Origin of the sequence: Pseudalkalibacillus sp. R45, assembly GCF_052246725.1 — a bacterium.
Classification (GTDB): Bacteria; Bacillota; Bacilli; order Bacillales; family Fictibacillaceae; genus Pseudalkalibacillus.
This window is the reverse complement of sequence record NZ_JBQQCL010000014.1, coordinates 42,784-68,355: the sequence shown is the minus strand read 5'-3', so window position 1 is coordinate 68,355 and position 25,572 is coordinate 42,784. Positions and strand designations below refer to the sequence as shown.

Sequence of the window (25,572 nt, the reverse complement as noted above, 5' to 3'; positions counted from 1 at the left end):
GGGATCAGTAGTCCTTCTTGCAAAATAAACTTTTAGACTTAATTTGAGATTTTTAGACTTTTCACCGTAATTTATTCCTAGATTTTTAGACTATCTTCATATCTTTAGACTTCGTGCATTATTTAGCGCTTTCCAAAAGGGTTAAATGAGTTTTTTAACTAAGGCTCTTTTCTAAAAGATTGTTGCTTTTGAATTATTTTTAAAAAATCACCTTGTGCAAGTTGATTGGAGAGCAAGGTGCGAGACTCCTCGAAAATGAAAATCGCATTTTCTTCGTGCGATGTAACGCTGCCGAAGCTTTCCTTGTCCTGCGGGATCAGCGTGCCTACTACCTGAATAATCTCCTCGCAAGGCATGCGACGAGGAAGCTAGCTTCGACAGGACTTTCTTGTAGACGCAGGAGCACAAATGCTTCCTTGAAAAGGAGACTCCTGAGGTCGCAAGGCGACGAGTGGGCTCACCGCACGCCCCGCAGAAAGCGAGCATCCTGGAGCGGAAATCAACGACTTTTAAAGAAAACTTGGCGAGACCAAGCCTTTTGTAGGTCGAGCCTTAGTTGCCCTTATACTGAAGAAAGTATTTTATACTTTCTTTAAGTGCAAGAGCAACAAAGTTTGCGAAAACAGCCTTAACTAAAAAGAACAAGCCGAGCAAAATTGTCCAGCTTGTCCTCCGTTCATTCACTTAGCTAATTCGTAGATCGCTTGAGCATAAATTGCGGTTGCCTTCATCAGACTATCGATATCGGCGTATTCATCTTTTTGGTGGGCGATTTCCTCCGCACCAGGGAACTGTGCACCAAACGCGACTCCTGCATCGAGAGAACGAGCATAGGTCCCTCCACCGATTGAAATTAAATAACCATCCTCACCTGTTTGTTGCTCGTACACATCCATCAGCTTCTTGATCAAATCATGATCTTTCGGTACGTGATGAGGCGTCAAATGTTCGATTTCGATCAATTCATACCCGAATTTTTCTCCTGCTTCTTTTAATACACCTAGCGACTTGCCAAAATCATGGGATACAGGATAACGAAGATTCAAGCCAAAACGGCCTCCCTCTTTTTCCGTATAGCTCATGATTCCTGTATTCATCGTCAATGGTCCTGTAATATCATCCGAATCCTTGATACCCAATTTTGTTCCATCCGTATCATCGGTCAGATAACCATTGGCTAACCGGACGAATTTCTCCCCTTGTCCATCAAGTTGGTATCTTGATAAAAAAGATGCCAAGAACAGACCTGCATTCTTTCCTTTTTCAGGCTTACTTCCATGGTACGATACGCCTTCCATGACCATTTTGTATTGTTCATTTTCCTTTTGCACACTGCCATTCAATTCACGATCCGAAAGAAAAGAATTGAATTCCTCCTCGAGTAATTCAAGATCGGTTCCTTCTAAAACTGCTTCCGCATAATCCGGTACCATGTTCAGCCGTCTCCCTGAATCGAAGGAAACAAGATGGACATCTCCGCCTTCAGTAGCATTCCATTCTTTTTGTTTCCACTCACAATCGAATAAACCTTTTTCGGCATATATGATCGGAAAGCTTGCATCTGGTGCGAAACCCATCGTCGGCATTTCCTCATGCTTGAAATAATGCTTCACACAGTTCCAATTGCTTTCTTCATCTGTTCCAATGATCATTCTTACCCGCCTGTTCAACTCAAGGCCTAAGTCTTTGATGATTTTCATCGCGTAGTAAGCTGCCATTGTAGGTCCTTTATCATCGATCGCGCCTCTTGCATAAATTCGACCGTCTCTGATTTCTGCTGCAAATGGATCCGAACTCCAACCGTCCCCAGCAGGCACGACATCGATATGGCAGAGGATTCCGATTAACTCTTCTCCTTCTCCGAATTCCAAATGACCGGCATAACCGTCAAGATTTTTACTTGTAAAACCGTCCGCTTCTCCTTTTTCCAACAGATGGCTGAGCGTACGCTGAATACCTTCTCCGAAAGGAGCACCTTCTTTGACAGTCTCAGGATCGAGGATAGACTCAAACCGTAATAGAACCTGTAAATCCTTTAAGAACTCGTCTTTTCGTTTTTCTACTTCATTTTTCCAATCAATCATGACGTCACATCCCTCTGATCATTAAGAAGCTTGAATTTTTTCGTATGTTTCACGATCACAGATGACGAACAACCTTGCATGTGCAGGAATAGCTTCATCCCTCCTGCGATTGATATCCATCCTATCCCCATCCGCAATTAAGGTTGCGCCCTCTTTGCTCAACTCATCAAAAGCATTCTGATAAATTTTCCAGTGCGGTTTTCGATTGATTTCATAAAGATTGTCCCCGATACCGCGGCTCATCAACTGACTGTATATTTTTGAAATTCCGTTTGTAATCGCTGAACGGACAGCCAATCGTGAAATCGTCTCGTTCGATAGGATGAACTCGTCCACTTTTACATGGCGGAAGTTTTTGATATGGCTCTCATTCAAGATTTCAACGGTACTATGGATTTCTGGAGAGAGCCTTTCAATCGTTGTAACGATCAATAATGTCTTTCCATCCGTAAGCAGAGGATCTTTGATTGTGTCATCGGCAAAGAGCAATACTGACTTGGCTCCTGGTAGATTCGCCTGCAGGAGTACCTCTTCATGTGCCGCGTCCCCCTGGATGTAATGGACATTTTCATGTAGATAGGGTGACTTCGGTAATTGATCGATGATGACCACCTCATCGATATCTTCTGATTGTAAAATTTCTTCTATCGCGAATCGCGCTTTTTGCGACCAGCCAATGATGACAATATGTCCTTCGTATTTATAGTCCAACAACCCTTCCTCCTTCCTGCGCCTGATCATTGCAAAACCATCTACTACTTTTCCGATGACAACTCCAATCAACCCAATACCGATTATGTATAAAAAGACAGCATAGATACGACCTCCGACAGAACTTGGATAGAAATCCCCATAGCCGACAGTCGTTACTGTTGTCATTACCCACCAAAAGGCATCGAATGGGTTGGAAAATGTCTCTGGCTCGATCAAACCCATGATCCACGTACTTCCTACGATCAAAATCAGACTTGATAAAAAAATGAAAAATGTATTCAGTTTGATGACACTCACCCAAAATCGTTTTAATAGTAACACAGCTTTCCTCCTTCCATTACGACAATAACACAAATTATGGATACACACTTTGAATTATTCACAGAATTATTATACAATATTTCTAACTAGGAGGTGGGGGAGTTATTATCCGAAATCCACTCGAAAATGAGAAGTACAGTGGAGTATTGCGGAAATCTGACTTGGAAGGGCAGTCAGTCACATCTCTTTTTCATCAGTATCCTATGACAAGCGCTTTTTGGCCAGTGTATCTGCAATCATAATTTTTTGAATATTTAAACAAAACTTTAATAGTATATTAACACTCAGTGGGTACACTGAAGTTGTAAGGTAGCAGTGCAAAAAAGGTAAGGAGTGGTTGTTTGAGTCCTACGACTGAACGTATGTTGAACCGTGTTAAAGCGATCTATATGTTTATCAATGAAAGTGGTACGGTCACAACACAACAGCTTGTCGACGAATTCGGTACGACACAAAGAACGATTCAGCGAGATTTAAACGTACTAACGTACAATAATTTGGTGTCAAGCCCAACAAGGGGAAAATGGCAAACGACATCTAAAAAAGTGAAATTAGCGTAAATGAAAGAACCTGGCAAAGCCAAACCTTAACCTGGCTGAGCCATATAAAGGTAAAGAAACTGGCCCCAACCTCGATAAACCATTGAGATTGGAGCCAGTTTTTTTGATTTATCTTCAGCATTCACCGCTTGCTACCTTGGATAGATTTCATTCATACTCTCAACAAGGTGGTCTTTAAAGTGATTTGGTACGATGATATGGTCTGGACCCCAGTCCATCGTTTCTTCCAGACGCATGAACCGGTTCTCTTCGGATACAAGCTTCGCCCAGAATCCTTCCGCAAGCGCCAGACCTACGACCCTTCTGTGATCCCAGTCAATGACGACATCAATCACTTTCCCTAATGTCTCATCGCTTTCTGTCTTGACTTTTTTGCCCACGATTGACGAGGTTGCAATCGACTCGACTGGATCATGAAGCTGTTGTTCGACTCCTGTTATACTCACATAATGCTCTGTCAGCTCCGTCACATCTTTGAAAGAGATATACCGTGTTTCTTTGTTGTAACTTTTTGAAAAGGTATCGTCTGATGTTACTGGCGGAGTATTTGTAGCAGCTTGACCTCCAGCACTATTGACCACATTGTCCATGGATGACTCGACACGGTTCGGCTCATCAAATTTTTCCGGATTCTTTTCTACAAAAAGAAGATAATCTAAATCATATGTTTTCTTATTTAGAAGCAAATCCTCTACTTTTCTTTTCGAAGATTCTTCATTTTCATTCGTTACGATTTTCTGATTCAGGATATCTTTACCGAATATCAGCATTTTAGATTCTCCTTTTTTTTTCAAGTATGTTTGATTAATACCCTTCTGCAGCGGGTATAAAACTCTCAGGGACTTGGAGAATCGTTTTCTAACAGTTTGATTTCATCTGTTGTTAGCGGTCGGTATTGCCCCGGCGAAAGGGACGGGTCCAGCTTCAATGATCCCATTTGCAGTCTTTTCAAATAAGTGACCTTTTTACCGACTGCTTCAAACATTCGCTTCACTTGATGAAATTTGCCTTCCATAATCGTCAACTCAATTTCAGAGTGGGTATCACTCATGAGGATTTTCAGCTCAGCTGGCTTTGTTACATATCCATCATCCAGCTCCACACCCTTTTTAAAAAGGAAACGATCGTCTTCAGTTACAGTGCCATCGATTTTCGCATAGTATGTTTTCGGCACGTGCTTTTTTGGAGCCAGCAACCGATGGGAAAGCTGGCCATCGTTCGTCAAAATCAATAAACCCTCAGTATCTTTATCAAGACGGCCTACTGGAAATGGTTTATGTAAAGCCACTTCTTCCCATAAGAGATCAACGACCGTCCTATGATGATTGTCTTCCGTAGCAGATATGACCCCATTCGGTTTATTCATCATTACATAGATGTGTTTTACATAATGAACAATCTCCTCACCGACTGTGATCGTATCCGTTTCAGGTTCAACGTGAGATTTTCCATCCTTCAAGATTTCACCGTTCACTTTTACCAGACCGTTTTTCAGCAGTTTCTTAACTTCTTTTCGACTTCCGTAGTTCATATTTGCTAATAACTTGTCGATCCTCACGCAATAACCTCCCAACAAATGTAAAATTGTAGCTTATTTTTTCCATTTAAGTGTATAATAAAATAAAAATAGTCCAAAAGGAGGGGTACCATTGAAACGATCAATCGGCTTACTTGCTACAGGCAGAAAAAAATTGGACCATCCTGCACCCGTGCTTGAATTTTATACAAGCCCATTGTTCCAAAAATCAATGCAGTATGCAAAAGAACATTATGACCGTTTCTATTTTTATAATGCAAAAGACGGACTACTTTTACCCAATCAGACATTGGAGCCCTATGATCTGTCTATCAAGACATTTTCTATCATGGAAAAGAAAGTGTGGGCAAGAAATGTAATCGATACATTTTTGAAGTATGAATCCCCTGAAGAGGTCATCGTCTATCTCCATGGCGGTAAAGTATATCGAGATCATTTGGAGCCGCAACTCGAGCAAAAGGGATTTGAATATGAGATACCAATGAAAGGGCTTGGCATCGGTCAACAACTTGCCTGGTTTGATAAACAATTAAGCAACTCAGAATAAAAATTCATTTTTAATGCAAAAGAAAAGGCCTTTCGGAAAAAAGGCCTTAATTTGATCGTGCTTTTTTACGTTTGAAAATTCGTTCGATCCGATCTCCGAAAATGTGTTGTAGGAGCCCCGAGAAATAACTCATATAGAGATAGACTCCTGCTCCTGCCAGTACACTTATCAACAGGACGGATAAGGAAGTAAACGTACTTCTATAATCAGTTCCTACGATTGATTCAATTCCCCATTTAGCAAGAATAACCGCAATCACCATCATTCCTATGAACATTCCAATCAAAATAGAGCGTTTGAATACAGGTCTGAATTGATATTTAGCATACTTTTTGATGATTACGACATTGATTACAATTGATAATAGATAGCCTAGATTGGTTCCAATGATTGCACCAGCGATACCTATGTTCGCAATCAGGATATAGTTCAGGCTCAATTTCACGAAAATCCCCATCAACAAACTATATACGGCAAATTTTTGTTTGTTGATCCCCTGGAGGATGGCTGCTGTTACTGTGAACAGCGCAAAGACGATCGCCGTTGGTGCATACCATGAAAGAACCATGCCTCCGATTTCAATGTTGTTCGAAAATAACAACGAATATGCTGGCAATCCAAGCAATGCCAGTCCAATACCAGCCGGCACAGTCAAGAAAAGTACGATTTCAAATATCTTCGTGATTTGACTTTGCAGGACTGTAAAGTCTTTTTTCGTGTACAGCGTAGTGATCAAAGGAATGACCGTCAACGCAAGTCCAGTCGCCAATGAGACAGGAATCATGATCAATTTTTGAGAATACATCTGTAATACGGCATAATAGGACTCTGCTTTTCCATAACCATAGCCGAGTCCGTGTTGCAGAGCTTTAGTGATTGTCATCATATCGATTAATTGATAGATCGGGATCGCCAACCCAACTGCTACAAACGGTATCGCATACTTAATTAATTCCTTATACATTTTCGGCAAGGAAATCTTATGATCCACACTATCTTTCAACAATTTATTAAGATGCGGCTTCCGCTTTTTCCAGTACCACAGTAAAACAACCAGTGATGCGAACGCACCGATAAATGCGGCAAATGTTGCGAATCCTACAGCCGTACTTACTTCGCCCTTGAATACGACCATGACTAAAAATGCACTGACAAGGATGAAACCGATCCGTACGACTTGCTCGATTACCTGTGAAAGTCCTGTAGGCCCCATTGACTGGAATCCCTGGAAGTAGCCTCTGATCAAGCTCATGATCGGTACAATGATAAGCGCTGTAGAAACTAAGCGAATCACCATGGTTACGTCTTCTAAAGAGTTCCCTCTAGTTCCACCTCTGCTGACCAGTATGCTCGCAATCCATTCAGCCAGGGAAAACAACAGTAGAAACGCGAAGAAACCACTGATCGACATCACCAGAAGTCCTGATTTCAAAAGCCGTCTGCCGGTCACATAATCCCCTAACGCATTATATTTCGACACGAACTTCGAGACCGCTAACGGCAGTCCCAGAGTGGAAATACTTAAGAAAACCGTGTAGGGGGTGTACGCATAACTGTAAAGTGCCCCACCGGAAACCTTATCCGTTTCCACTAACCATTCGAACGGGATGACAAAAATCAACCCTAGAAATTTAGAAAAGAAAGTAGCCGCTGTTAAAATCAACGTGCCACGTATCAACTTTGACATATAACGTTCCAACTCCCAATGCCATTTCGTATAATCCTATGTATTTTACCATAGTATGATAGCTTTCGCTAAAGCTTTTCTTTAAGGTGTCGGTCTTGGAGTGAACTCTATGTTCGGCAGCCATAATAATGGTGTATCATCGTCCATTTCCTCGAGCATCGTCGAGGTCAAAGCGATATGAAAAAGAGCTTGAGCCTCTTGCTCTAGAAGCAGCTTACCGGCATGATCATTTTTGAAAAGCAGTGCACGCTCTTCTCCGCTGTTAAGTTTGAAACAAAACACATGGCCCTCCATCCCCTCGTCATATAACCATACATAAGAATACCCTCTATTGTCGATTTGAACGAGTTGATCAAATTTTGGAAACGATAGTAATAATACAGGAGTTTCTCTAAAGGTGGTCCATCCGCCATCTTCTGGCATATAAGCTTCTGTCACAGATGGGGTGTATTGATTGTCCATAGATCGAACAAGCCTCCTTGCTCTAATTTTTATAACATTTGGAACACGTACTATAAACATGGTATCTTACAGAGGAGATAAAGAAAACATGGCAAAGCCAATCCTTGGTGAAGGCTGAGCCATAGTTGCACTTATACTGAAGAAAGTGTTTTATACTTTCTTTAAGTATAAATAAAAGTAGGTGTACTTATGAAATACGATGTCATTATCATAGGCGGCGGTCCTTCAGGCTTGATGGCAGCTGTTGCAGGTGCTTCAAACGGTGCCTCCGTCTTATTGATCGATAAAGGAGATAAACTTGGCAGAAAGCTTGCCATTTCTGGCGGTGGCCGGTGTAATGTCACAAACCGGCTTCCGATTGAAGAAATCATCAAACACGTGCCTGGAAACGGCAAATTCCTCTACAGTGCCTTCAACATCTTCAACAATGAAGACATCATCTCCTTTTTTGAAGGGCTTGGTATCCGTTTGAAGGAAGAAGACCACGGGCGCATGTTCCCTGTGAATGACAAGGCGCAGTCTGTCGTTGATGCCATGCTTAAGAAGATTAAAGAGCTGGGTGTCGACATCCGTACAAAAACCGACGTCAATAAAGTGATCTATGAAGGAAAAAAAGCAAAAGGAATCAATTTGAAGAATGGCGAAAAGATATTTTCCAGAGCAGTGATCATCGCAGTTGGAGGTAAATCTGTACCGCATACAGGTTCCACCGGGGATGGTTATGCATGGGCAAAAGATGCTGGCCACATGATTACTGATCTTTACCCGACTGAAGTTCCGCTTACTTCGGATGAAAGATTCATTAAAGAAAAGACCCTTCAGGGATTGTCCCTTCGTGATGTCGCCTTAAGTGTCCTGAAACCGAATGGTAAACCGATCATCACTCATCGGATGGACATGATCTTCACTCATCTCGGAATATCCGGTCCCGCAGTACTCCGCTGTAGTCAATTCGTCGTCAAAGCATTGAAAAAGAGTAAAGATGGGTATGTCTCAATGAATATCGATCTCATGCCGAACAAAAATGCAGAAGAAATTTTCCAGGAATTGATGGCTATGTTGAAGGGAGAACCGAAAAAGGCGATCAAGAACGTTTTGAAGGGATGGATTCCAGAGAGGTACCTCCACTTTTTGCTTGAAAAAGCGGGAATCAGCCTTGATACAGTCTACAGTCAACTCTCACATACTGCTTTACGCGAGTTCGCCAAATTGGTAAAGGGCTTCACGTTCAAAGTGAATGGTACATTACCGATTGAAAAAGCTTTCGTAACGGGCGGAGGGGTTTCGACAAAGGAAGTGGAACCGAAGACGATGCGGTCAAAATTCGTTCCGAACTTGTATTTTTGCGGTGAAATCCTGGACATCCACGGCTATACAGGAGGCTACAACATTACGTGCGCGTTCGTGACCGGACATCTTGCAGGCACGAATGCAGCAAAAGATTAACTTAGAGGGAGATTGGGATATGGGGTACAGTTACAAAGGTGAATACCTTCTTTCAATGGATCAAAAAGAAATGGACCTTCACTACATCCATCACTATCTAAGCGAAGAATCTTATTGGGCAAAAGGGATTGATGTTGAAACGGTTGAAAAATCCGTCCAGAACTCGCTTTGTTTTGGTCTGTTCCAAAATGGGAAACAGGTCGGGTTCGCTAGAGTTATCACGGACTATGCGACGTTCGGTTATTTGGCCGATGTGTTTGTTGATGAACGCCATCGAGGACAGGGTCTATCCAAATGGATGATGTCTGAAATCATGACTCATCCTGATTTACAAAAGTTAAGAAGATTGATGCTAGTTACGAAAGATGCTCATGGACTTTACAAACAATTCGGTTTCGAAGTTTTGGACAACGATGATAATGGCTTGATGGGTATCCGAAGAAAAGCTGAAGAGGTATATAGGAGTCGGGGACAAAACTATAACTGCCAACAGAAAAGATGAACCATAACATGAAAGACGAAAAGCGTAGGCAACATCCGTAGACTCCTGGGGGAACAGCACGAGTCGAAGAACCCGGAAGAAAGCGGTTTGTGCTTTCTGAGGAGGCTGAGGCCGTGCCCGCGGAAAGCGAAGGTTGTTGACGAAGCGGTGCCTTCATTTATTGATCACTAAAGAAAATCTGGACAAATTGTCCCGGTTTTCTATTGAACAAAATTCATTTGTCCCAGCCTCATTTCTTTTACATGCGACAGTCTGCCATCCCGGTAGATGCACAGATAGTCAGAAGCTTCTTTGCCTTGCAACATATCGGGGAGAAAGTGCCTGATGTTGCTGACGACTCCCTGGTTATCTTCATCAAGCACCCAGGACAATTCCTTCCAGTCCAGGATCCCTTCATCCATTTTTTCAGGAGTCGGATAGGTGACCTCGTCTGATATGTTTACGATAAAAACATGCATTCCCCCGATTTCCTTATCGTCAACTTCCCAACGGACGATTCCCCCATAATATGGCGAAGAGATACGATAACCTGTTTCCTCTGACACCTCACGGATGACGCTTTGTTCAGGGGTTTCATCTAGCTCGAGCTTTCCACCGACCCCATTCCACAAGCCTTTGTTCGGTGCTTTGTTGCGATTGAGCATCAAAACTTGAGATCCTTTTATCAGAAAACATATACAAAAGCGAATCATGTCTTCACACACCCAAACCGTTTTCCTATTAGTCTATCATTATTCCATCCATCATGCCCGATAAAGGATCATTGCTGAAAAACTGTAAAGAGATTCGAAGTCTTCCGTGTCTTCATCAACAGCCATCGAGACTTCGTACTTAATATCAATGAACTTTGATTCATGCAGCTGGGTGAGAAATTCATTGATCTCGTCTTCTAGATCCTGCTCATGTTCTGCTTCAAAGAGTTTGACCTGCAACAAAAAAACACCCCCCTGAATTATACGTTCAACGTAAAATTCACCCGAGGGTGCCTGAAATCCTTTGACGAAAGACTTCTACTTTTGTCAGGAAACCGTTACATAATAAATGAATCGATCTGTTTTCCGCTTTAAAATCCGCGCCGCCATGGCTGCAACATACTTGGATTCTGCAATAACGACGATATCCCGATCGCAGATTTCTTCCTCTTTGGTCGTCCGGGACAGGTAGGACAGCGGAATGTTTTTTGTCATGATCGGAAAGGGATTCCGATAAGAAGATTGATAATCACGCACATCGATCATGCAAAAGTCATTCTGGTCTACAGCCTCTTGTTGAAATGTTTTCAGTTTCATAAAAGGAAGTAGATAGGAGAAGAAGATGTATATAGCTAACACGAACAGGGTTACTCCCCAAATCATCTCTCCGTTTCCCCTTTCTCTTGATAAATTATTTTGTTTCGCCTTCCCACTCAAGCATGCCGCCTACCATGTTCTTTACTTTAAAGCCTTGCTCTTGCAAGAACAGTCCTGCATTTTCACTGCGTCTACCCGAACGGCAAACCATGATGTGTTCTTGATCTTTTTCAATTTCCTTTAAACGGTCGGGAATTTCCATCAAGCGGATATGCTTCGCTTCAGGAATCTTCCCTGCTACCACTTCTTCATCTTCACGAACATCTATGATGGAGATTTTCTTCCCTTCCTTCAAAAGCTTTTCAACTTCTGCAGGCGTAATCGTATTTAGTTCATTTTCCATGCTCAACACCCTTTCAATATCTATATCATCATGCTTTATTTTGATCATTCCGCCACTTATTTTACGAACTTCACTAACAAAAGTAAAGGAATTGATTTCAGATTTTAAGATGGAAGTAAAGATCGAGGTTTAATTACAAAATACGGAACTTTATCGACGGGAATTTGAAGTTCGTCGATAAACCGAAAATTTCAAAAGTAAAAGCCAGCTACAATAGCAGCTGGCCTAAAATATTCAACGGATCATCGCTCTTCTTTTGCGATTTTCTTTTCGCGCGGGTGCGGTCTGATAAAGTCGCCTTTCCTCTGGTGTTTCAGGAATGACCTTCGGAACTGGCATCGGTTTCCCAGCTGAGTCCACTGCGACCATTGTCAGAAAAGATTCTGTCGTCAGCGTCTTTTCGTCAGTTAATAGATTGGATGAGAACACTTTCACGTAAACTTCCATAGATGTCCTGCCGGTAGACGTCACAAAAGCTTCAAGCCCGAGAGCATCCCCAACTTTAGCAGATGACAAAAAGTCGACCGAATCAATTGATGCTGTTACAACGACACTGTTTGAATGCTTCATCGCAGATAGTGCTGCTATCTCATCAATGTAAGATAAAACCTTTCCTCCGAATATCGTCTGTAGATGATTCGTATCCGGGGGTAAAACCAATTTTGTCTGAATAATTCTCGAACGTTCAACTGGATATGCTTCTTCCATTCTGACCCCTCCATTTTACAATAATAAAAGCACCTTCCACCAAAGAAGATGCCGCTTAAAGTCGAAGAGGATCAAAACCAGCTACAGCATGGTACTTCCATCGTCGTTCTTGCACGTAACACCCTCCTATCTCCCGTAGGAATTTCTGTGTTCTTCCTTATGGCAGGTCTCCTGGCTCGGCTTCATCAGTTCCAAAGCTACCCTTCCCATTCCCTGGAGGAACAGTGGCATGTTGTTGGAACCTCGACCTTACAGTGGCGGGACCGCGCCGGCCTCTCACCGGCTTCCCTATTAAGAACTGATCCTGAACATCAGTCCACCATAAAGCAAGGTATGAAATTATACTTACACTTACCCATTATAGCATTTCAAAAAAAGATTGACCTCGTAATCGAGATCAATCTCTACAAATATTAATTTGCGACGATGTTGACTAACTTGCCAGGTACTGCAATGACTTTGCGAACCGTTTTACCGTCGATGTTTTCTTTTACCTTATCGTCCGCCAATGCAATCTCTTCTAATTGACCTTTATCAGCGTCTGTTGGAACCATCAATTTCGCTCTGACTTTACCGTTGATTTGGACGACAATTTCCACTTCATTCTCTGTAAGCTTCGATTCGTCGAACGATGGCCAGTTCGAATACGTGATCGTTTCAGTATGACCGAGCTTCTCCCAAATTTCCTCTGCGATATGAGGAGCAACTGGAGACAACAACTGGATGAATCCTTCCATCAATGGTTTCGGCAAAACATCCTGCTTATACGCTTCGTTGATGAAGACCATCATTTGGGAAATCCCAACGTTGAAGCGTAACTCCGCAAAGTCGTCAGAAACTTTTTTCACCGTCTGATGATAAACCCTCTCAAACTGCTCGTTCGGCTCTACATCTTGAATTTTACCAGACACCGTACCGTCCTCTTCTACAAATAGACGCCATACACGATCCAAGAAGCGTCGGGAGCCATCCAATCCATTTTCAGACCAAGCAATGCTCGCATCAAGTGGTCCCATGAACATTTCGTAAAGACGTAACGTGTCTCCACCATGTGTGTTCACGACTTCGTCCGGATTGACAACATTCCCCTTCGACTTACTCATCTTCTCGTTGTTTTCACCAAGGATCATGCCCTGGTTATAAAGACGCTGGAACGGCTCTTTTGTTGGAACCACTCCGCAATCGTACAAGACTTTATGCCAGAAACGAGCATACAACAAGTGAAGTACCGCATGCTCTGCTCCACCGATATAAAGGTCGACCGGAAGCCAATGCTTCAACTTTTCTTCTGAAGCAAGCTGTTCGTTATTATCTGGATCGATATAACGAAGGTAATACCAGCAGCTTCCCGCCCATTGCGGCATCGTATTCGTTTCACGGCGTCCTTTTTTACCGGTTTCAGGATCGACGACATTCACCCAGTCTTCGATATTCGCAAGCGGTGACTCGCCAGTTCCTGAAGGCTTGATGTTGTCTGTTTTCGGAAGCGTCAATGGCAACTCTTCTTCTGGAACAGCACTGCTCGTGCCATCTTCCCAGTGGATAATCGGGATCGGCTCCCCCCAATATCGCTGACGGCTGAACAACCAATCGCGAAGACGGTAGGTCACTTTCTTTTCACCTTTACCGTTTTCTTCAAGCCATTGGATCATTTTCGCAATCGCTTCTTCCTTTTTCAAACCATTGAGAAAATCGGAGTTTACAAGCTCCCCATCTTCTGTATACGCTTCCTTCGATACATCTCCGCCTTTGACGACTTCAACGATCGGAAGTTCAAATTTTGTAGCGAACTCATAGTCACGATCGTCATGTGCAGGAACAGCCATGATTGCGCCAGTTCCGTAGCTAGCTAGTACATAATCGGCAATCCAGACAGGAATTTTTTCACCGTTTGCAGGGTTGGTCGCGTATGCTCCTGTGAACACACCTGTCTTCTCTTTGGCTAGTTCAGTACGCTCCAAATCACTCTTCGTTTCGATTTCCTTTTTATAAGTATCAACTGCGGCTTTTTGATCTGCCGTTGTAATTTCGTCAACATAGGAATGTTCAGGCGCTAACACCATATACGTCGCACCGAACAATGTATCAGGGCGAGTTGTAAAGACCGTAACCGATTTATCATGGCCATCGAAATCGAACGTAATTTCTGCACCTTCTGAACGTCCGATCCAGTTACGTTGCATTTCCTTCAAGCTTTCTGGCCAATCAAGCTCTTCAAGGTCTTCCAATAAACGATCAGCATATGCCGTGATTTTCAACATCCATTGTTTCATCGGCTTACGGATTACCGGATGTCCGCCACGCTCACTCTTACCATCGATGACTTCCTCGTTCGCAAGAACCGTCCCCAATGCTGGACACCAGTTGACTGGTACCTCATCCACGTAAGCAAGACCTTTTTTATAAAGCTGTAAGAAGATCCATTGCGTCCACTTATAGTAGTTCGGATCTGTCGTGTTCACTTCACGATCCCAATCATATGAGAATCCAAGCTCCTTGATCTGTCTGCGGAACGTGTTAATGTTCTGTTCCGTAAACTCCGCAGGATCATTTCCTGTATCCAAAGCATATTGCTCTGCTGGGAGACCGAATGCATCCCACCCGATCGGATGTAGGACATTATAACCTTGCATCCGCTTCATTCGTGCAACAATGTCAGTCGCTGTGTACCCTTCCGGATGGCCGACGTGCAAGCCAGCACCAGACGGATACGGAAACATATCCAACGCGTAAAACTTCTTCTTCCCAGGTTCAAATTCAGTCTTGAACGTTTTGTTTTCTTCCCAGTAGGATTGCCATTTACGTTCAATTCTCATATGGTCAAAAGCCATAACTGCCACTCCCATTCCATTTTTTAAGATTTAAGTATGATTTCTCTGTAGTACTAAGTATATCAAGGGCGCTGAGCACCCGAATTCCACATTGTTGCGCAATTTCTGTGCTGTCTTGAGCAAATATTGCGGTATCTTGAGCAAAATCGGGGTTATCTTGAGCAATTCTTACGTCATCTTGAGCAATTTCTGTGTTATCTTGAGCAATTCAATCTACAAGATTAATCGTGCAACTTTCGGATCATCCGCCTCGCCTAATCTCCACTTTAGAAAAGAGAAGCGATGAGGTCAAGGCGTCGCAGTTCCGAGGACCGGAGTTTAGTTTGAGCTAAATGAGGACCGAAGGAACAAGACAACGCAGAGATCAGAAGCTTATCTCCCAAATACACCTGGTGAGTGAGAAGCGAGAAGTTCAAAGCAGCGCAGGGTCGAGACTCGGAGCTACAGCGATACTTCATGAAGTACTACGAGTTGCACCGAGTAATCCATCTCCTTAGAAAAATCTTGTAGACACCGGTGCATAGTGTACTCTCACTGAATCGTAGACACAAGCTAACGCAGAAATTCGACGCTTATCGATCACCAGAACCTTTAGGAAAGAGAAGCGATGAGGTCAAGACGTCGCAGTTCCGAGGACCGGAGTTTAGTTTGGGCTAAATGAGGACCGAAGGAACAAGACAACGCAGAGATCAGAAGCTTATCTCCCAAATACACCTGGTGAGTGAGAAGCGAGAAGTTAAAGGCAGCGCAGGGTCGAGACTCGGAGCTTAGTGGTAGCTAAGTGAGAATCGTAGATACAAGCTAACGCAGAAATTCGATGCTTATCGATCACCAGAAAATAATAAAACCTCCCGCCACTGATTTTATACAACATCAGGGACGAGAGGTTGGATACACATAACCTTCCCGCGGTACCACCCGCATTAGTGCAAATTCGCACTCACTCTAGCTCCTTATCGCGGAGAGACGATAAACGCTACTTGGGTTCACGTTTATGGCTCGGAGGCGAGTTCAAATAGCTTTTCGGGTTGGCTTTTCACCTGCCGCCAACTCTCTTGGACCGTGGACTATTTTACTATTCCTCTTCATTGCCTTTGAATTTGTGAAGAATTTAATTTGTATTGTATTCAGATTCTCAGAAAATGTCAAGCTTTTTTGAGAAAATAGGTTTATATCAGGGTAGACTTTTTTCCTGATTTTTATACGTTATCGAAAAACTGGTCGACCATCATTTTATATATGTAGAAAAATTGAGGGATTTCATCTGGTGTGAGACCTTCCAATGCGCATGCGGCGACACTTCGGTAATACCAGCTTTGCTTTTCTTTATCGCCTTTGAACTTTTCCCATATCGCTTCGCCATCTTGATTAAAGGACTCGATCAAGCTTTTAAAATTATCAAGTTTATCTGCAACAATCAGCGCCTTTACTTCTAAAGGTGCGGTTCGTATAAACTCGACTGTATGCTGTTTCCTCTCTGGCCATGTTTTCGTTTTGTCTTCTGTATTTGCTTTCACCAGTTTTGTAACACGATGACCGAATGCTTTTTCAATATCATCGAATTCCAATTCTGTGTCTTCAACAGTATCGTGAAGATAGCCGGCAATGATCACGTCTTCGGAAAAGCCTGCTTCTTTTAATATATTCCCGACAGCTATCGGATGGACGACGTACGGCTCTCCTGATAATTTGCGTAGTTGCCCTTCATGCGCTTGAACAGCAAGCTGCTCTGCCTCCTTGATCCTGTTCACTTACATCCCCCCTATTCAACCTTATTGATCCCCCGCTCAGGCATCAAAACTCTTAACAACACTAAGGTAAGGATAAGCCAAATTCCTCCAGCAGAAAAGCCTGCAATTACATCACTTGGAAAGTGAACACCTAAATAAACGCGGCTGAAACCGATCAGAAATACAAGCGCCCATGCAGCAACCAGAACGTATCCTGCCTGTTTTCCCTTTTTACTGAGATACGTCCAGATAAGATAACCGAGGAACCCTATGAATGCTGCAGAATTCATTGCATGACCGCTTGGAAAACTAAGTCCGCCGACATCGAGAAGCGGGTTATCATCAGGTCGCGTCCGATCAAATCCATTTTTCAGAAGACCGTTCGCCAACCGGACCCCTATCAGGTTGAAAATAAGTACCAACGCAAGCTTGATTCGTTTATTCACAAGAAAATAGACACCGAGGAGAATCAGAATCGGAATCGATACATAGGCAGATCCAACATATGTGATAAAAATGAGGAAATCGGTCAACCATTCTGAGCGTATCCCCCAGACGTGCTGCATGACAGTAGTGTCGAAGCGTGTTAACGTATCATGCAGAAAACCCAGTACAGAAAATAACGCTAATAATAGTATAACAATCCACAAGGTGTAGCTTTTCCACCTGGTTGAATGCCCAAACGAGCTCTTCTCCAATACAAAGTCCCTCCTCTCTCCACTTCTTATTGTATTTCACCTTTTGGACGAATATTATGCGTAAATATCACGAAAACTTGGCAGATCTAAGCCTGTTGCCGAATATTCTTCAAAGCTCATTTGGCGGTACATCCGCCATCATGCTAAAATGCTCATAGAATGAAAATATGAAACATGGAAAGGGACTCTTATGTTTAACAAAAACGCTGTTCCTCCCCACTTCGGTGATAAACGATACTATACATGGAACAAACATCTGAAAGAACATTTCGGTGAAAAGATCATCAAAATTCCGATTGATGGAGGCTTTGATTGTCCGAACCGTGACGGAAAAGTCGCTTCTGGAGGTTGCACCTTCTGCTCCCAAAGCGGTTCAGGGGATTTCGCTGGAAACCGTCGGGATGATCTCGTCAAACAATTCAATACCGTAAAAGAACGCATGCATAATAAGTGGAAGAAAGGTAAATATCTCGGCTACTTCCAGGCTTTTTCGAACACCTATGCTCCAGTTGATGAACTGCGTGAAAAATTCGAAGTCATTTTAGAGCAGGAAGGTGTCGTCGGACTTGCAATCGCAACACGACCGGATTGTCTGCCAGAAGATGTGGTCGAGTATTTAGCAGAGCTTAATGAGCGGACTTACCTCTGGGTGGAACTTGGCCTTCAAACGGTTCATGAGGAAACAGCAGAACTCATCAACCGAGCCCACAATTACCAGTGTTATGTGGACGGCGTGAACAAACTTCGGAAGCATGGCATTAGGGTCTGCTGTCATATCATTGACGGCCTGCCTCAGGAAACACCAGAAATGATGATGGAAACTGCAAGGGAAGTAGCAAAGCTTGATGTGCAGGGCATAAAAATCCATCTATTGCACTTGTTGAAGAAAACCCCTATGGTGAAGCAATATGAAAAGGGGTTGGTAAACTTCCTCGACTTCGATACGTATATCAATCTTGTATGTGATCAGTTGGAAGTACTCCCTCCTGACATGATGGTCCATCGATTGACTGGGGATGGACCTGCTGAGCTGTTGATCGGCCCAATGTGGAGCATGAACAAATGGAACGTGCTGAATTCGATTGAAGCGGAACTGGACCGGCGTGACAGCTATCAAGGAAAGTTCTATCAGAGATCCGAGGTGTCCGCTCCATGATTTTAAGCCGGGTACTCCCATTTGCAAAAGAACTATTGGGAAAGGTGGTTACGTCTGGTGGAGTGGCCGTAGACGCAACTGTTGGAAACGGACACGATACGCATTTCTTAGCGGAGTTGGTCGGAGAAAACGGACTTGTATATGGATTTGATATACAGGAGGATGCAATCGAAGCGACACGAAATCGATTACGAGAAAATAAGCTGGACGATCGTACGCGGTTGTTCTATGAAAGTCATGCTAAAGTGAAAGATTGTGTGGATGATAAGGATCATGGGTCAATTCAAGGTGCAATTTTCAACCTTGGTTATTTACCGGGTAGCGATAAATCTGTGATCACAAAACCAGATTCCACTCTTGCGGCGATTGAAGGATTGATGGAGATTTTGATGCCAGGCGGGCTCATTGTCCTTGTGGTTTACTATGGGCATGAAGGTGGTCAGGATGAAAAAGAGTCACTGATGGCGTTTTTACACAGTTTGGACCAGTCAAAAGCCCACGTACTTCAATATCAATTCCTCAACCAGAAAAACAATCCTCCATTCGTGGTGGCGATAGAGAAGAAGTGAACAAAACAGAAGGGACTGTCCAAAAAGTGTGTGAGTCTCTCCGAACGTAACAACATTTTGAGAAAAAGCATGGTTTTGATACGGAATGTTGTTTTGGAGGTATCTTACACTTTCCTTTTAGGACAGTCCCTTACCATTATCTTTAAAACATCTCAATTATTCATGCTTTCAATTTACGATAGACCCAGCTGTTCCAGTAAAAATAATAAGCTGACATTCCTCCTGCCCGCATCAGTTTTTTAAGGACTGTTTGTACGTCACGTTGCCCTTTCACCTTGGCATCGGTTGAATAGATGCCGAGAAGCCCTCTCGTTATCAAGGTGTGGAATTTCGAATGCGGAAGGTCTTGTGCTGAGCGGTCTGCCATTTTAAAAAAGTGTAATAGACGATCAATCATCGTATCCTGATTTTCATAGTAAAAACAGAAATTGAGATCCCCGCCGTCCTTGTCCTCCTGCTGATCGATTAAATAATCCATCATGATGTGGAGACCCTGGATCCATGGGAAATACCCTTCCTTCACCTTTTCGACAAGCTTGGGATCAACCTCACCGTTGGAGGCATAGGAAGCGAGGCAGAAGATCCCTAACGTCGATCCGGCACATGCCGAAAATTCATACCAGCTCATCGCTGGAAGTTCTTTTTCATTCTCAGAAAACCACCGTTGCAGTCTTGTGACTCTCTCTTCGTGCGTCACATGTTTATGTATTTGCAGGTTACAGTAATGCTCCGCCAATTCAAGAAGGCCCGAGTGGATTTGCAAAAAACCAGGCAGCCCCTCGAGTACATTTTGACAGGTTCGAACAAGGTCAGGCAGATAACCGCCATCATCTTGCTCCTCACGAAGTCTATAATAATTTTCTACGGGAGCTCCAGGTGTCAAGGCATGCTTCATGGATCTATGGAGCAAACTGAAATCTTCCGGGTCCAACGACGTACTTCTGTCACACAAGTTATCAAGATAATCACTGATTGTTTGATAAGCCACAATGAATCGGATGACTTCCTTCCGACTGACAGGATCAGTGGAGAGCAAGGCATAGATCGCACCGCCCTCACAATGGAACGTTTTCGAATTGATGCTGGCAATCGCCTGGGTCCTTAATTCTTCATTCGGAATACGCTCCGCCTTTTTTCTCCAAAAATCTAATTCATGGTGTACAGTCGGAATGATTTCCTTGTAAATCCTCATCATCAATGACCATGGTTGTGAAGGGGCCTCCTTCATAGTTTCACTCCTTTTGAAGATTCTCTTCGAAGGTTAATAATAAATTTACAAAGCGGGATAGATAAAGGAAAACTTGCTCTCGTTCTGGATCATTCAATATTTCATGGTAAAGTCCGGGCCATTCTTTATAGGATTTTTCCATTAAATTCAGTTGATTGAACCAGCTTCTTACACTCTCTTTGTCTACAATCAAATCATTTCCAGCTTGCAAGACCAACAGCGGAACATCAGGAAATTGGCTGACGGATTGGTGGGCAATCTTGATTGAGGTCATCAACTCCCGGTACCAGCGGATGGATACTTTTTTCACATAAAAAGCATCCTTTAGGTCCTGTTCAATCCGTTCCTTTGATCTTGTCGCTTTTCCAAACCCTTGATCCGATTTTAATCGTAATGTAGGGTATACACGATTGATGACTCGAGATAATGCCTCAACTGGTTTTGGAGGTTTATAAATGATTCCCAGACACGGTGAAGATAGGATCACTGCGTTCACGGGCATTTTTCTTTCCGTCAGTGCACGGATGACCGCAAGTCCCCCCATACTATGACCAAACAAAAAGATTGGCAGACCAAATTGTGCAGCTGCTTCCATCCAGTTTTCGATTGTATCTATATATTCGCTGAATGAGTAGATATGTCCTCTGTTCCGACGGGTTGCACCTTGCCCGGGTAAATCACCCATGACGACGTGATAACCGTTTGCTACCCACTGCGAGCATAACCATTCATATCTGCCATGATGCTCGCCAGCACCATGGACCATCACGATTACTGCTTTTGCATCTTCTGCTTCCCAGATCCACATGTACGACGCCCCTTTTCTTCTACTCTATAATTTGCTAAACTGCTATTGATTTCATACAACTATTTATTCATAAAAGAAAGAGGATGATACTTTGATTTATCCATATAAAGGAACAGAACCCAAAATTGATTCTACGGTTTTCATTGGAGATGGTGTCGTCATTTCAGGTGATGTCACGATCGAGGAACAATCCTCAATCTGGTTTAATTCAGTCATCCGTGGTGATGTAGCACCGACCTTCATTGGAAAACGTGTAAATGTACAAGACCTCTCCATGCTCCATCAAAGCCCAAATAACCCTCTTGTCCTTGAAGATGATGTTACAGTCGGTCATCAAGTGACATTACATAGCTGTACCATCCGAAAGAAAGCCTTGATCGGGATGGGTTCCCTTATCCTTGATGGAGCTGAAATTGGTGAGGGTGCTTTTGTAGGAGCTGGCAGCTTAGTACCACCAGGTAAAAAAGTTCCTCCAAACTCACTTGCCTTCGGCCGTCCAGCAAAAGTGGTAAGAGAGTTGAATGAAGAGGACTTAAGAGACATGGAAAGGATCCGCACTGAATATGTAGAACGAGGACAATATTATAAACAGATGCAGAAGAAATCCTAAGCGTTAAATTCGATCACATTTCCATCAGGATCCTGTACAAACACTTGATGCCAGCCGGTTTTACTGGTTGGCTTGTTCAGGTAACAATAACCCGCTTTTTCAAGCCGTTCAAGTATGTCATCGATTGATTCGACCCTGACCGCGAAATGACGCGCACGGCTGTCTAAAGACGGTTTGCTTTCTTCATCCAATTTTTCATTCACAATCAAATGGAGTTGTGTATCGCCAATTTGGTACCAGATCCCATCAAAATCGAAGTCCGGCCGGTCTGGACTGACTTGAAAACCGATCACTTTCTCATAAAAGGTTCTTGCCTTCTTCAGTTTCTTCACTTCAAGTGATACGTGGTGTATTCCTTTATACATCTTAATCCCTCCATCCCTATCAATTACTTATTTATACCCACTTTTACAATTTTATCATCCTATAAAATGAAAGTATAATGTCTGGATTGAATCGATCTCTACAAATATTTAACATCATATTGATATTTCCCTAATATAGGGACGATAAAATGGAGTAAATCCTATCGAGGGAGAGATCCACGTTGGCGAAAGTTATCAATTGGCTTCATGAAAGGGAATGCTCTGTCTTTCAGTGGGTGAACAGCAAATGTCAAAAATCTGCATTAAGCAGGTATTTCATGACTGTAACACATCTAGGAGGGGCTACCGGATCTATCGGGATCTGTCTGTTGTTGCTCGTTTTGGGATCAGGGGATTTACGTAACATAGCTGTACAAAGCTTATTGGCCCTTACTATCAGCCATATACCTGTTCAACTCAGTAAAAAGATTTACCCTCGAAAACGTCCTTACATGGTTTTGCCTGAAACCATCACAATATCAAGACTGCTTAAGGACCATTCGTTTCCATCAGGCCATACGACCGCAACGTTTTCTGTCACTACACCTCTTATTCTGTGGAATCCACTTCTTTCGATTGTTTTATTACCGATTTCCTTTTCAGTGGCGATTTCAAGAATGTATCTTGGCATGCATTATCCAACTGATGTAATTGGTGGAATATTGATTGGAACAGTGACAGGCTGGCTGGTTCATTTCTACTTCTTCCCCCTTACTTTCTAAAAGGCAGTTTCCACAAACTTTGTTGCTCTTGAAAGTCGTTGATTTCCGCTCCAGGATGCTCGCTTTCCGCGGGGCGTGCTGTGAGCCCACTCGTCGCCTTGCGACCTCAGGAGTCTCCTTTTCAAGGAAGCATTTGTGCTCCTAGAAAGTCCTGTCGAAGCGAGCTTCCTCGTCGCATGCCTTGCGAGGAGATTATTCAGGTAGTAGGCACGCTGATCCCGCAGGACAAGGAAAGCTTCGGCAGCGTTATATCGCACGAAGAAAATGCGATTTTCATTTTCGTGGAGTCTCGCACCTTGCTCTCCAATCAACTTGCACAAGGTGAGTTTTTTTAAAATGACTCAAAAGCAACAATCTTTTAGAAAAGAGCCTATAGTTTTGAAGTACGTTTTACGGAGATAACAATTCAGGGCTCAGCCAAGGTTTTTTTACACATAATTTCCAAAACGTTTCGGATTACGCAGTAACTGATTAAAATGGGGGAATCAACAATGGATTATAGAGTAATCAAAGAAAACGATTTATTTTTATTAACAGATGATAAAGGTAACATTCCAGTCGAAAACAGTTATGGTCTTGGACTATATACGAAGGATACCCGGTTTTTGAACAAACTGGATGTGAAAATCAATGGAGAGGATCCCATCCTTCTGTCATCTTCAGCAGATGAAAACTATATGGCCAAAATCCTTTTGACCAATCCACACATGGAAAGGGATGGAGAACTCATCTTATGGAGGGAATCTGTAGAAATTGAACGGACACGTTTCATCTATGATGGGGTACTCTATGAAACCATCCAACTGAAAAACTACTATCCTAAGCCCGTTGAATTCGATTTTAGCCTGCATGTGGATGTAGATTTTGCGGATATGTTCATCGTCCGCGGTTTCCAATCCGGAAATGTTGGAAAACGGACAGGAGTGGATTATGAAGAAACGAGGCTCACTTACCATTACGAAGGAGCAGATCACGTGCAGCGGACCACAAATATTCGTTGGGATCGTAAAGCTGCTGAAGTGACAAAAGAAGGGAGCATTTCTTTTAAGTTCAATTTGGAGCATGGGGAAGCGCAGGCTGTCACAGTCACTGTCGTACCAGAAATTGACGGGGATTCTGGACAGATCATCTCCCCCGGACAAGCGCTTGAAAAGCTGAAACAGTCCTACGAACAATGGAACGCTGAAACGACGACGATCACCACAGATCATCTGCCGCTTCAAAGACTTGTTGATCGAGGAGTCGGGGACCTGCGGGTGCTGCTGACGGATATCGGTTTTGGTAGATTTCCGGTGGCAGGTTTGCCGTGGTTCGGCGTCCCATTCGGCAGAGACAGCCTCATCGCAGCGTTACAAATGCTTTCGATCAACCCGGATATCGCGAAAGGTACACTCCGCACATTGGCTGCCTATCAAGGAAAAGAGATGAATAGCTGGCGTGACGAACAGCCTGGAAAGATCATGCATGAAATCCGATATGGAGAGCTCGCTGCAACCGATCAAATCCCATTCACCCCATACTACGGGACGATTGATGCTACACCATTGTTTTTAGTTTTACTTACTGAATATGTGAAGTGGACAGGCGACCTCCAGCTTGTCGAAGAATTGGCACCAAACATTGAGGCAGCGTTGAATTGGATTAATGAATATGGTGACAGGGATGGAGATGGATTCGTCGAGTACCACCAGGAGTCCAGCAAAGGTATCGCAAACCAGGGCTGGAAGGATTCCGCTGACTCGGTTGTCCATCGAAACGGAGATTATGCGGAAACCCCGATTGCCTTATCAGAAGTCCAGGGATATGTTTATCAAGCAAAAATGGGGATCGCTGCGATATATGAAACACAAGGAAATACAGAAAAAGCAGAAGCACTCAAAGCACAAGCTGAAGATCTGAAAGAAAAGTATAATGAAAGCTTTTGGATGGAAGATCTCGATTTCCATGCCATTGCTCTCGATAAAGATAAAAACCAGGTCGGCACATTGACATCGAACCCCGGGCATGTCCTGTTGGCAGAGATGCTTGAGGAAAAGAAAGCCGATTCTGTCATCGAGAAACTTGTCTCGCCGGGCTTCTTCTCTGGTTATGGGATCCGGACGATGGCAGAGGGAGAAGCAGGATATAATCCGATGAGCTATCATGATGGAAGTGTTTGGCCGCATGACAACAGTATGATCCTTCTCGGCATGAGCAAAGTGAAACGACAGTCCTTTGCCAATAAAATCATCACCGGGTTGATTACCGCATCAAAAGACTTTGAATATGACAGATTGCCAGAGCTTTTCTGTGGATATGATCAATCACTTGGCAGGACGGTGAAGTATCCGGTGGCTTGTTCGCCACAGGCATGGGCGGCAGGAACACCGCTCGTCTTCGTTCAGACGGTGCTCGGATTATTTCCAGACAGTCTTAATGAACGTATCAATTTATCTCCGTGTCTTTTGGTAGGAATGAATGAGTTGAAGGTGGAGCGATTACGTGTTGGACAAGGATTCCTATCCGTTCATGTCCGCCGTGAAAATGGAACGCTAACAGTTGATATTTTAGAGAATACGACGGGATATGAAGTGACTCAACATCATCAGGCTTAGT

The 25,572-nt window shown here is 43.3% G+C and carries 28 protein-coding genes, 1 riboswitch and 1 other annotated feature; of the genes, 10 read left to right on the top strand and 18 right to left on the bottom strand.

Translation table 11 applies throughout. The features are described 5' to 3' along the window. Positions 1 to 158 precede the first annotated feature (158 nt). The 3 genes from ACTWQL_RS19205 to ACTWQL_RS19195 form a co-directional block, all read right to left on the bottom strand. On the bottom strand, positions 159 to 356 hold the full coding sequence (locus tag ACTWQL_RS19205; protein ID WP_443144021.1) for a hypothetical protein: 198 nt from the start codon (positions 354 to 356) through the stop codon (positions 159 to 161). A gap of 324 nt (positions 357 to 680) precedes the next feature. Further along, positions 681 to 2,084, bottom strand: a complete 1,404-nt coding sequence (gene pepV, locus ACTWQL_RS19200) for a dipeptidase PepV (protein ID WP_443144020.1) — start codon at positions 2,082 to 2,084, stop codon at positions 681 to 683. Between the two features lie 21 nt (positions 2,085 to 2,105). Further along, positions 2,106 to 3,119, bottom strand: a complete 1,014-nt coding sequence (locus ACTWQL_RS19195) for a potassium channel family protein (protein ID WP_443144019.1) — start codon at positions 3,117 to 3,119, stop codon at positions 2,106 to 2,108. 341 nt (positions 3,120 to 3,460) lie between these two features. Between ACTWQL_RS19195 and ACTWQL_RS19190 the strand changes: the two genes are divergently transcribed. Next, a complete protein-coding gene (locus tag ACTWQL_RS19190; RefSeq protein WP_443144018.1) occupies positions 3,461 to 3,679 on the top strand; it encodes a DeoR family transcriptional regulator in 219 nt (72 codons plus the stop codon). A gap of 131 nt (positions 3,680 to 3,810) precedes the next feature. On the opposite strand, the gene ACTWQL_RS19185 is transcribed toward ACTWQL_RS19190, so the two are convergent. Next, complete coding sequence (locus ACTWQL_RS19185; protein WP_443144017.1) at positions 3,811 to 4,449, bottom strand: PRC-barrel domain-containing protein; 639 nt, start codon at positions 4,447 to 4,449, stop codon at positions 3,811 to 3,813. 65 nt (positions 4,450 to 4,514) lie between these two features. Then, positions 4,515 to 5,237, bottom strand: coding sequence for a pseudouridine synthase (locus ACTWQL_RS19180; protein WP_443144016.1), 723 nt, complete (start codon positions 5,235 to 5,237; stop codon positions 4,515 to 4,517). A 91-nt stretch (positions 5,238 to 5,328) separates the two neighbouring features. On the opposite strand from ACTWQL_RS19180, the gene ACTWQL_RS19175 reads away from it, so the two are divergent. Continuing rightward, positions 5,329 to 5,763, top strand: coding sequence for a DUF6884 domain-containing protein (locus tag ACTWQL_RS19175; protein ID WP_443144015.1), 435 nt, complete (start codon positions 5,329 to 5,331; stop codon positions 5,761 to 5,763). A gap of 46 nt (positions 5,764 to 5,809) precedes the next feature. On the opposite strand, the gene ACTWQL_RS19170 is transcribed toward ACTWQL_RS19175, so the two are convergent. Continuing rightward, on the bottom strand, positions 5,810 to 7,450 hold the full coding sequence (locus ACTWQL_RS19170; RefSeq protein ID WP_443144014.1) for a putative polysaccharide biosynthesis protein: 1,641 nt from the start codon (positions 7,448 to 7,450) through the stop codon (positions 5,810 to 5,812). Positions 7,451 to 7,531: 81 nt separating this feature from the next. Continuing rightward, entirely contained in the window at positions 7,532 to 7,912 is a 381-nt protein-coding gene (locus ACTWQL_RS19165) for a hypothetical protein (RefSeq protein WP_443144013.1), read from the bottom strand. Between the two features lie 189 nt (positions 7,913 to 8,101). Between ACTWQL_RS19165 and ACTWQL_RS19160 the strand changes: the two genes are divergently transcribed. After that, a complete protein-coding gene (locus tag ACTWQL_RS19160) occupies positions 8,102 to 9,358 on the top strand; it encodes an NAD(P)/FAD-dependent oxidoreductase (RefSeq protein WP_443144012.1) in 1,257 nt (418 codons plus the stop codon). A 19-nt stretch (positions 9,359 to 9,377) separates the two neighbouring features. After that, the gene (locus ACTWQL_RS19155; RefSeq protein WP_443144011.1) at positions 9,378 to 9,860 is read left to right on the top strand and encodes a GNAT family N-acetyltransferase; all 483 of its coding nucleotides are present in this window, start codon (positions 9,378 to 9,380) and stop codon (positions 9,858 to 9,860) included. 200 nt (positions 9,861 to 10,060) lie between these two features. Here ACTWQL_RS19155 and ACTWQL_RS19150 read toward each other — a convergent pair whose 3' ends face one another. The 8 genes from ACTWQL_RS19150 to ACTWQL_RS19115 all read right to left on the bottom strand — a co-directional run bounded on the left by ACTWQL_RS19150 (position 10,061) and on the right by ACTWQL_RS19115 (position 17,471). Further along, positions 10,061 to 10,552, bottom strand: coding sequence for an NUDIX hydrolase (locus tag ACTWQL_RS19150; RefSeq protein ID WP_443144010.1), 492 nt, complete (start codon positions 10,550 to 10,552; stop codon positions 10,061 to 10,063). Positions 10,553 to 10,603: 51 nt separating this feature from the next. After that, a complete protein-coding gene (locus ACTWQL_RS19145; protein WP_443144009.1) occupies positions 10,604 to 10,795 on the bottom strand; it encodes a sporulation protein Cse60 in 192 nt (63 codons plus the stop codon). Positions 10,796 to 10,879: 84 nt separating this feature from the next. Continuing rightward, a complete protein-coding gene (locus ACTWQL_RS19140) occupies positions 10,880 to 11,149 on the bottom strand; it encodes a rhodanese-like domain-containing protein (protein ID WP_443144008.1) in 270 nt (89 codons plus the stop codon). Positions 11,150 to 11,243: 94 nt separating this feature from the next. After that, positions 11,244 to 11,552, bottom strand: coding sequence for a rhodanese-like domain-containing protein (locus ACTWQL_RS19135; RefSeq protein WP_443144007.1), 309 nt, complete (start codon positions 11,550 to 11,552; stop codon positions 11,244 to 11,246). Positions 11,553 to 11,786: 234 nt separating this feature from the next. Further along, the gene (locus tag ACTWQL_RS19130) at positions 11,787 to 12,260 is read right to left on the bottom strand and encodes an acyl-CoA thioesterase (protein WP_443144006.1); all 474 of its coding nucleotides are present in this window, start codon (positions 12,258 to 12,260) and stop codon (positions 11,787 to 11,789) included. A gap of 144 nt (positions 12,261 to 12,404) precedes the next feature. Continuing rightward, positions 12,405 to 12,599, bottom strand: a riboswitch (cobalamin riboswitch). 74 nt (positions 12,600 to 12,673) lie between these two features. Then, positions 12,674 to 15,091: a leucine--tRNA ligase gene (leuS, locus tag ACTWQL_RS19125; protein WP_443144005.1), complete on the bottom strand. Its 2,418-nt coding sequence runs from the start codon at positions 15,089 to 15,091 to the stop codon at positions 12,674 to 12,676. 872 nt (positions 15,092 to 15,963) lie between these two features. Continuing rightward, positions 15,964 to 16,189: a binding site (T-box leader), on the bottom strand. A gap of 101 nt (positions 16,190 to 16,290) precedes the next feature. Continuing rightward, a complete protein-coding gene (locus tag ACTWQL_RS19120) occupies positions 16,291 to 16,842 on the bottom strand; it encodes an HD domain-containing protein (protein ID WP_443144004.1) in 552 nt (183 codons plus the stop codon). Between the two features lie 11 nt (positions 16,843 to 16,853). Further along, complete coding sequence (locus ACTWQL_RS19115; RefSeq protein WP_443144003.1) at positions 16,854 to 17,471, bottom strand: phosphatase PAP2 family protein; 618 nt, start codon at positions 17,469 to 17,471, stop codon at positions 16,854 to 16,856. 238 nt (positions 17,472 to 17,709) lie between these two features. On the opposite strand from ACTWQL_RS19115, the gene ACTWQL_RS19110 reads away from it, so the two are divergent. Both ACTWQL_RS19110 and ACTWQL_RS19105 read left to right on the top strand, forming a co-directional pair. Next, complete coding sequence (locus ACTWQL_RS19110; protein ID WP_443144002.1) at positions 17,710 to 18,675, top strand: TIGR01212 family radical SAM protein; 966 nt, start codon at positions 17,710 to 17,712, stop codon at positions 18,673 to 18,675. Further along, on the top strand, positions 18,672 to 19,244 hold the full coding sequence (locus tag ACTWQL_RS19105) for a class I SAM-dependent methyltransferase (protein ID WP_443144001.1): 573 nt from the start codon (positions 18,672 to 18,674) through the stop codon (positions 19,242 to 19,244). The genes ACTWQL_RS19110 and ACTWQL_RS19105 overlap by 4 nt, the downstream gene beginning before the upstream one ends. Before the next feature lie 160 nt (positions 19,245 to 19,404). On the opposite strand, the gene ACTWQL_RS19100 is transcribed toward ACTWQL_RS19105, so the two are convergent. Together ACTWQL_RS19100 and ACTWQL_RS19095 are read right to left on the bottom strand one after the other, a co-directional pair. Continuing rightward, entirely contained in the window at positions 19,405 to 20,472 is a 1,068-nt protein-coding gene (locus ACTWQL_RS19100; RefSeq protein WP_443144000.1) for a tetraprenyl-beta-curcumene synthase family protein, read from the bottom strand. A 4-nt stretch (positions 20,473 to 20,476) separates the two neighbouring features. Continuing rightward, positions 20,477 to 21,280 carry a lysophospholipase gene (locus tag ACTWQL_RS19095; protein ID WP_443143999.1) on the bottom strand — a complete coding sequence of 268 codons (804 nt, stop codon included), beginning with the start codon at positions 21,278 to 21,280 and terminating at the stop codon, positions 20,477 to 20,479. A 91-nt stretch (positions 21,281 to 21,371) separates the two neighbouring features. Here ACTWQL_RS19095 and ACTWQL_RS19090 point away from each other — a divergent pair, with 91 nt between their 5' ends. Next, positions 21,372 to 21,890, top strand: a complete 519-nt coding sequence (locus tag ACTWQL_RS19090; protein WP_443143998.1) for a gamma carbonic anhydrase — start codon at positions 21,372 to 21,374, stop codon at positions 21,888 to 21,890. Here ACTWQL_RS19090 and ACTWQL_RS19085 read toward each other — a convergent pair. Further along, on the bottom strand, positions 21,887 to 22,255 hold the full coding sequence (locus ACTWQL_RS19085; protein ID WP_443143997.1) for a VOC family protein: 369 nt from the start codon (positions 22,253 to 22,255) through the stop codon (positions 21,887 to 21,889). The two genes, ACTWQL_RS19090 and ACTWQL_RS19085, sit on opposite strands and share 4 nt — an antisense overlap. A gap of 182 nt (positions 22,256 to 22,437) precedes the next feature. Here ACTWQL_RS19085 and ACTWQL_RS19080 point away from each other — a divergent pair, with 182 nt between their 5' ends. The 3 genes from ACTWQL_RS19080 to ACTWQL_RS19070 all read left to right on the top strand — a co-directional run bounded on the left by ACTWQL_RS19080 (position 22,438) and on the right by ACTWQL_RS19070 (position 25,571). Beyond that, a complete protein-coding gene (locus tag ACTWQL_RS19080) occupies positions 22,438 to 22,977 on the top strand; it encodes a phosphatase PAP2 family protein (protein ID WP_443143996.1) in 540 nt (179 codons plus the stop codon). 176 nt (positions 22,978 to 23,153) lie between these two features. Then, positions 23,154 to 23,312 carry a hypothetical protein gene (locus ACTWQL_RS19075; protein ID WP_443143995.1) on the top strand — a complete coding sequence of 53 codons (159 nt, stop codon included), beginning with the start codon at positions 23,154 to 23,156 and terminating at the stop codon, positions 23,310 to 23,312. A gap of 156 nt (positions 23,313 to 23,468) precedes the next feature. Further along, positions 23,469 to 25,571, top strand: coding sequence for a glycogen debranching N-terminal domain-containing protein (locus ACTWQL_RS19070; RefSeq protein WP_443143994.1), 2,103 nt, complete (start codon positions 23,469 to 23,471; stop codon positions 25,569 to 25,571). Position 25,572: the final 1 nt, after the last annotated feature.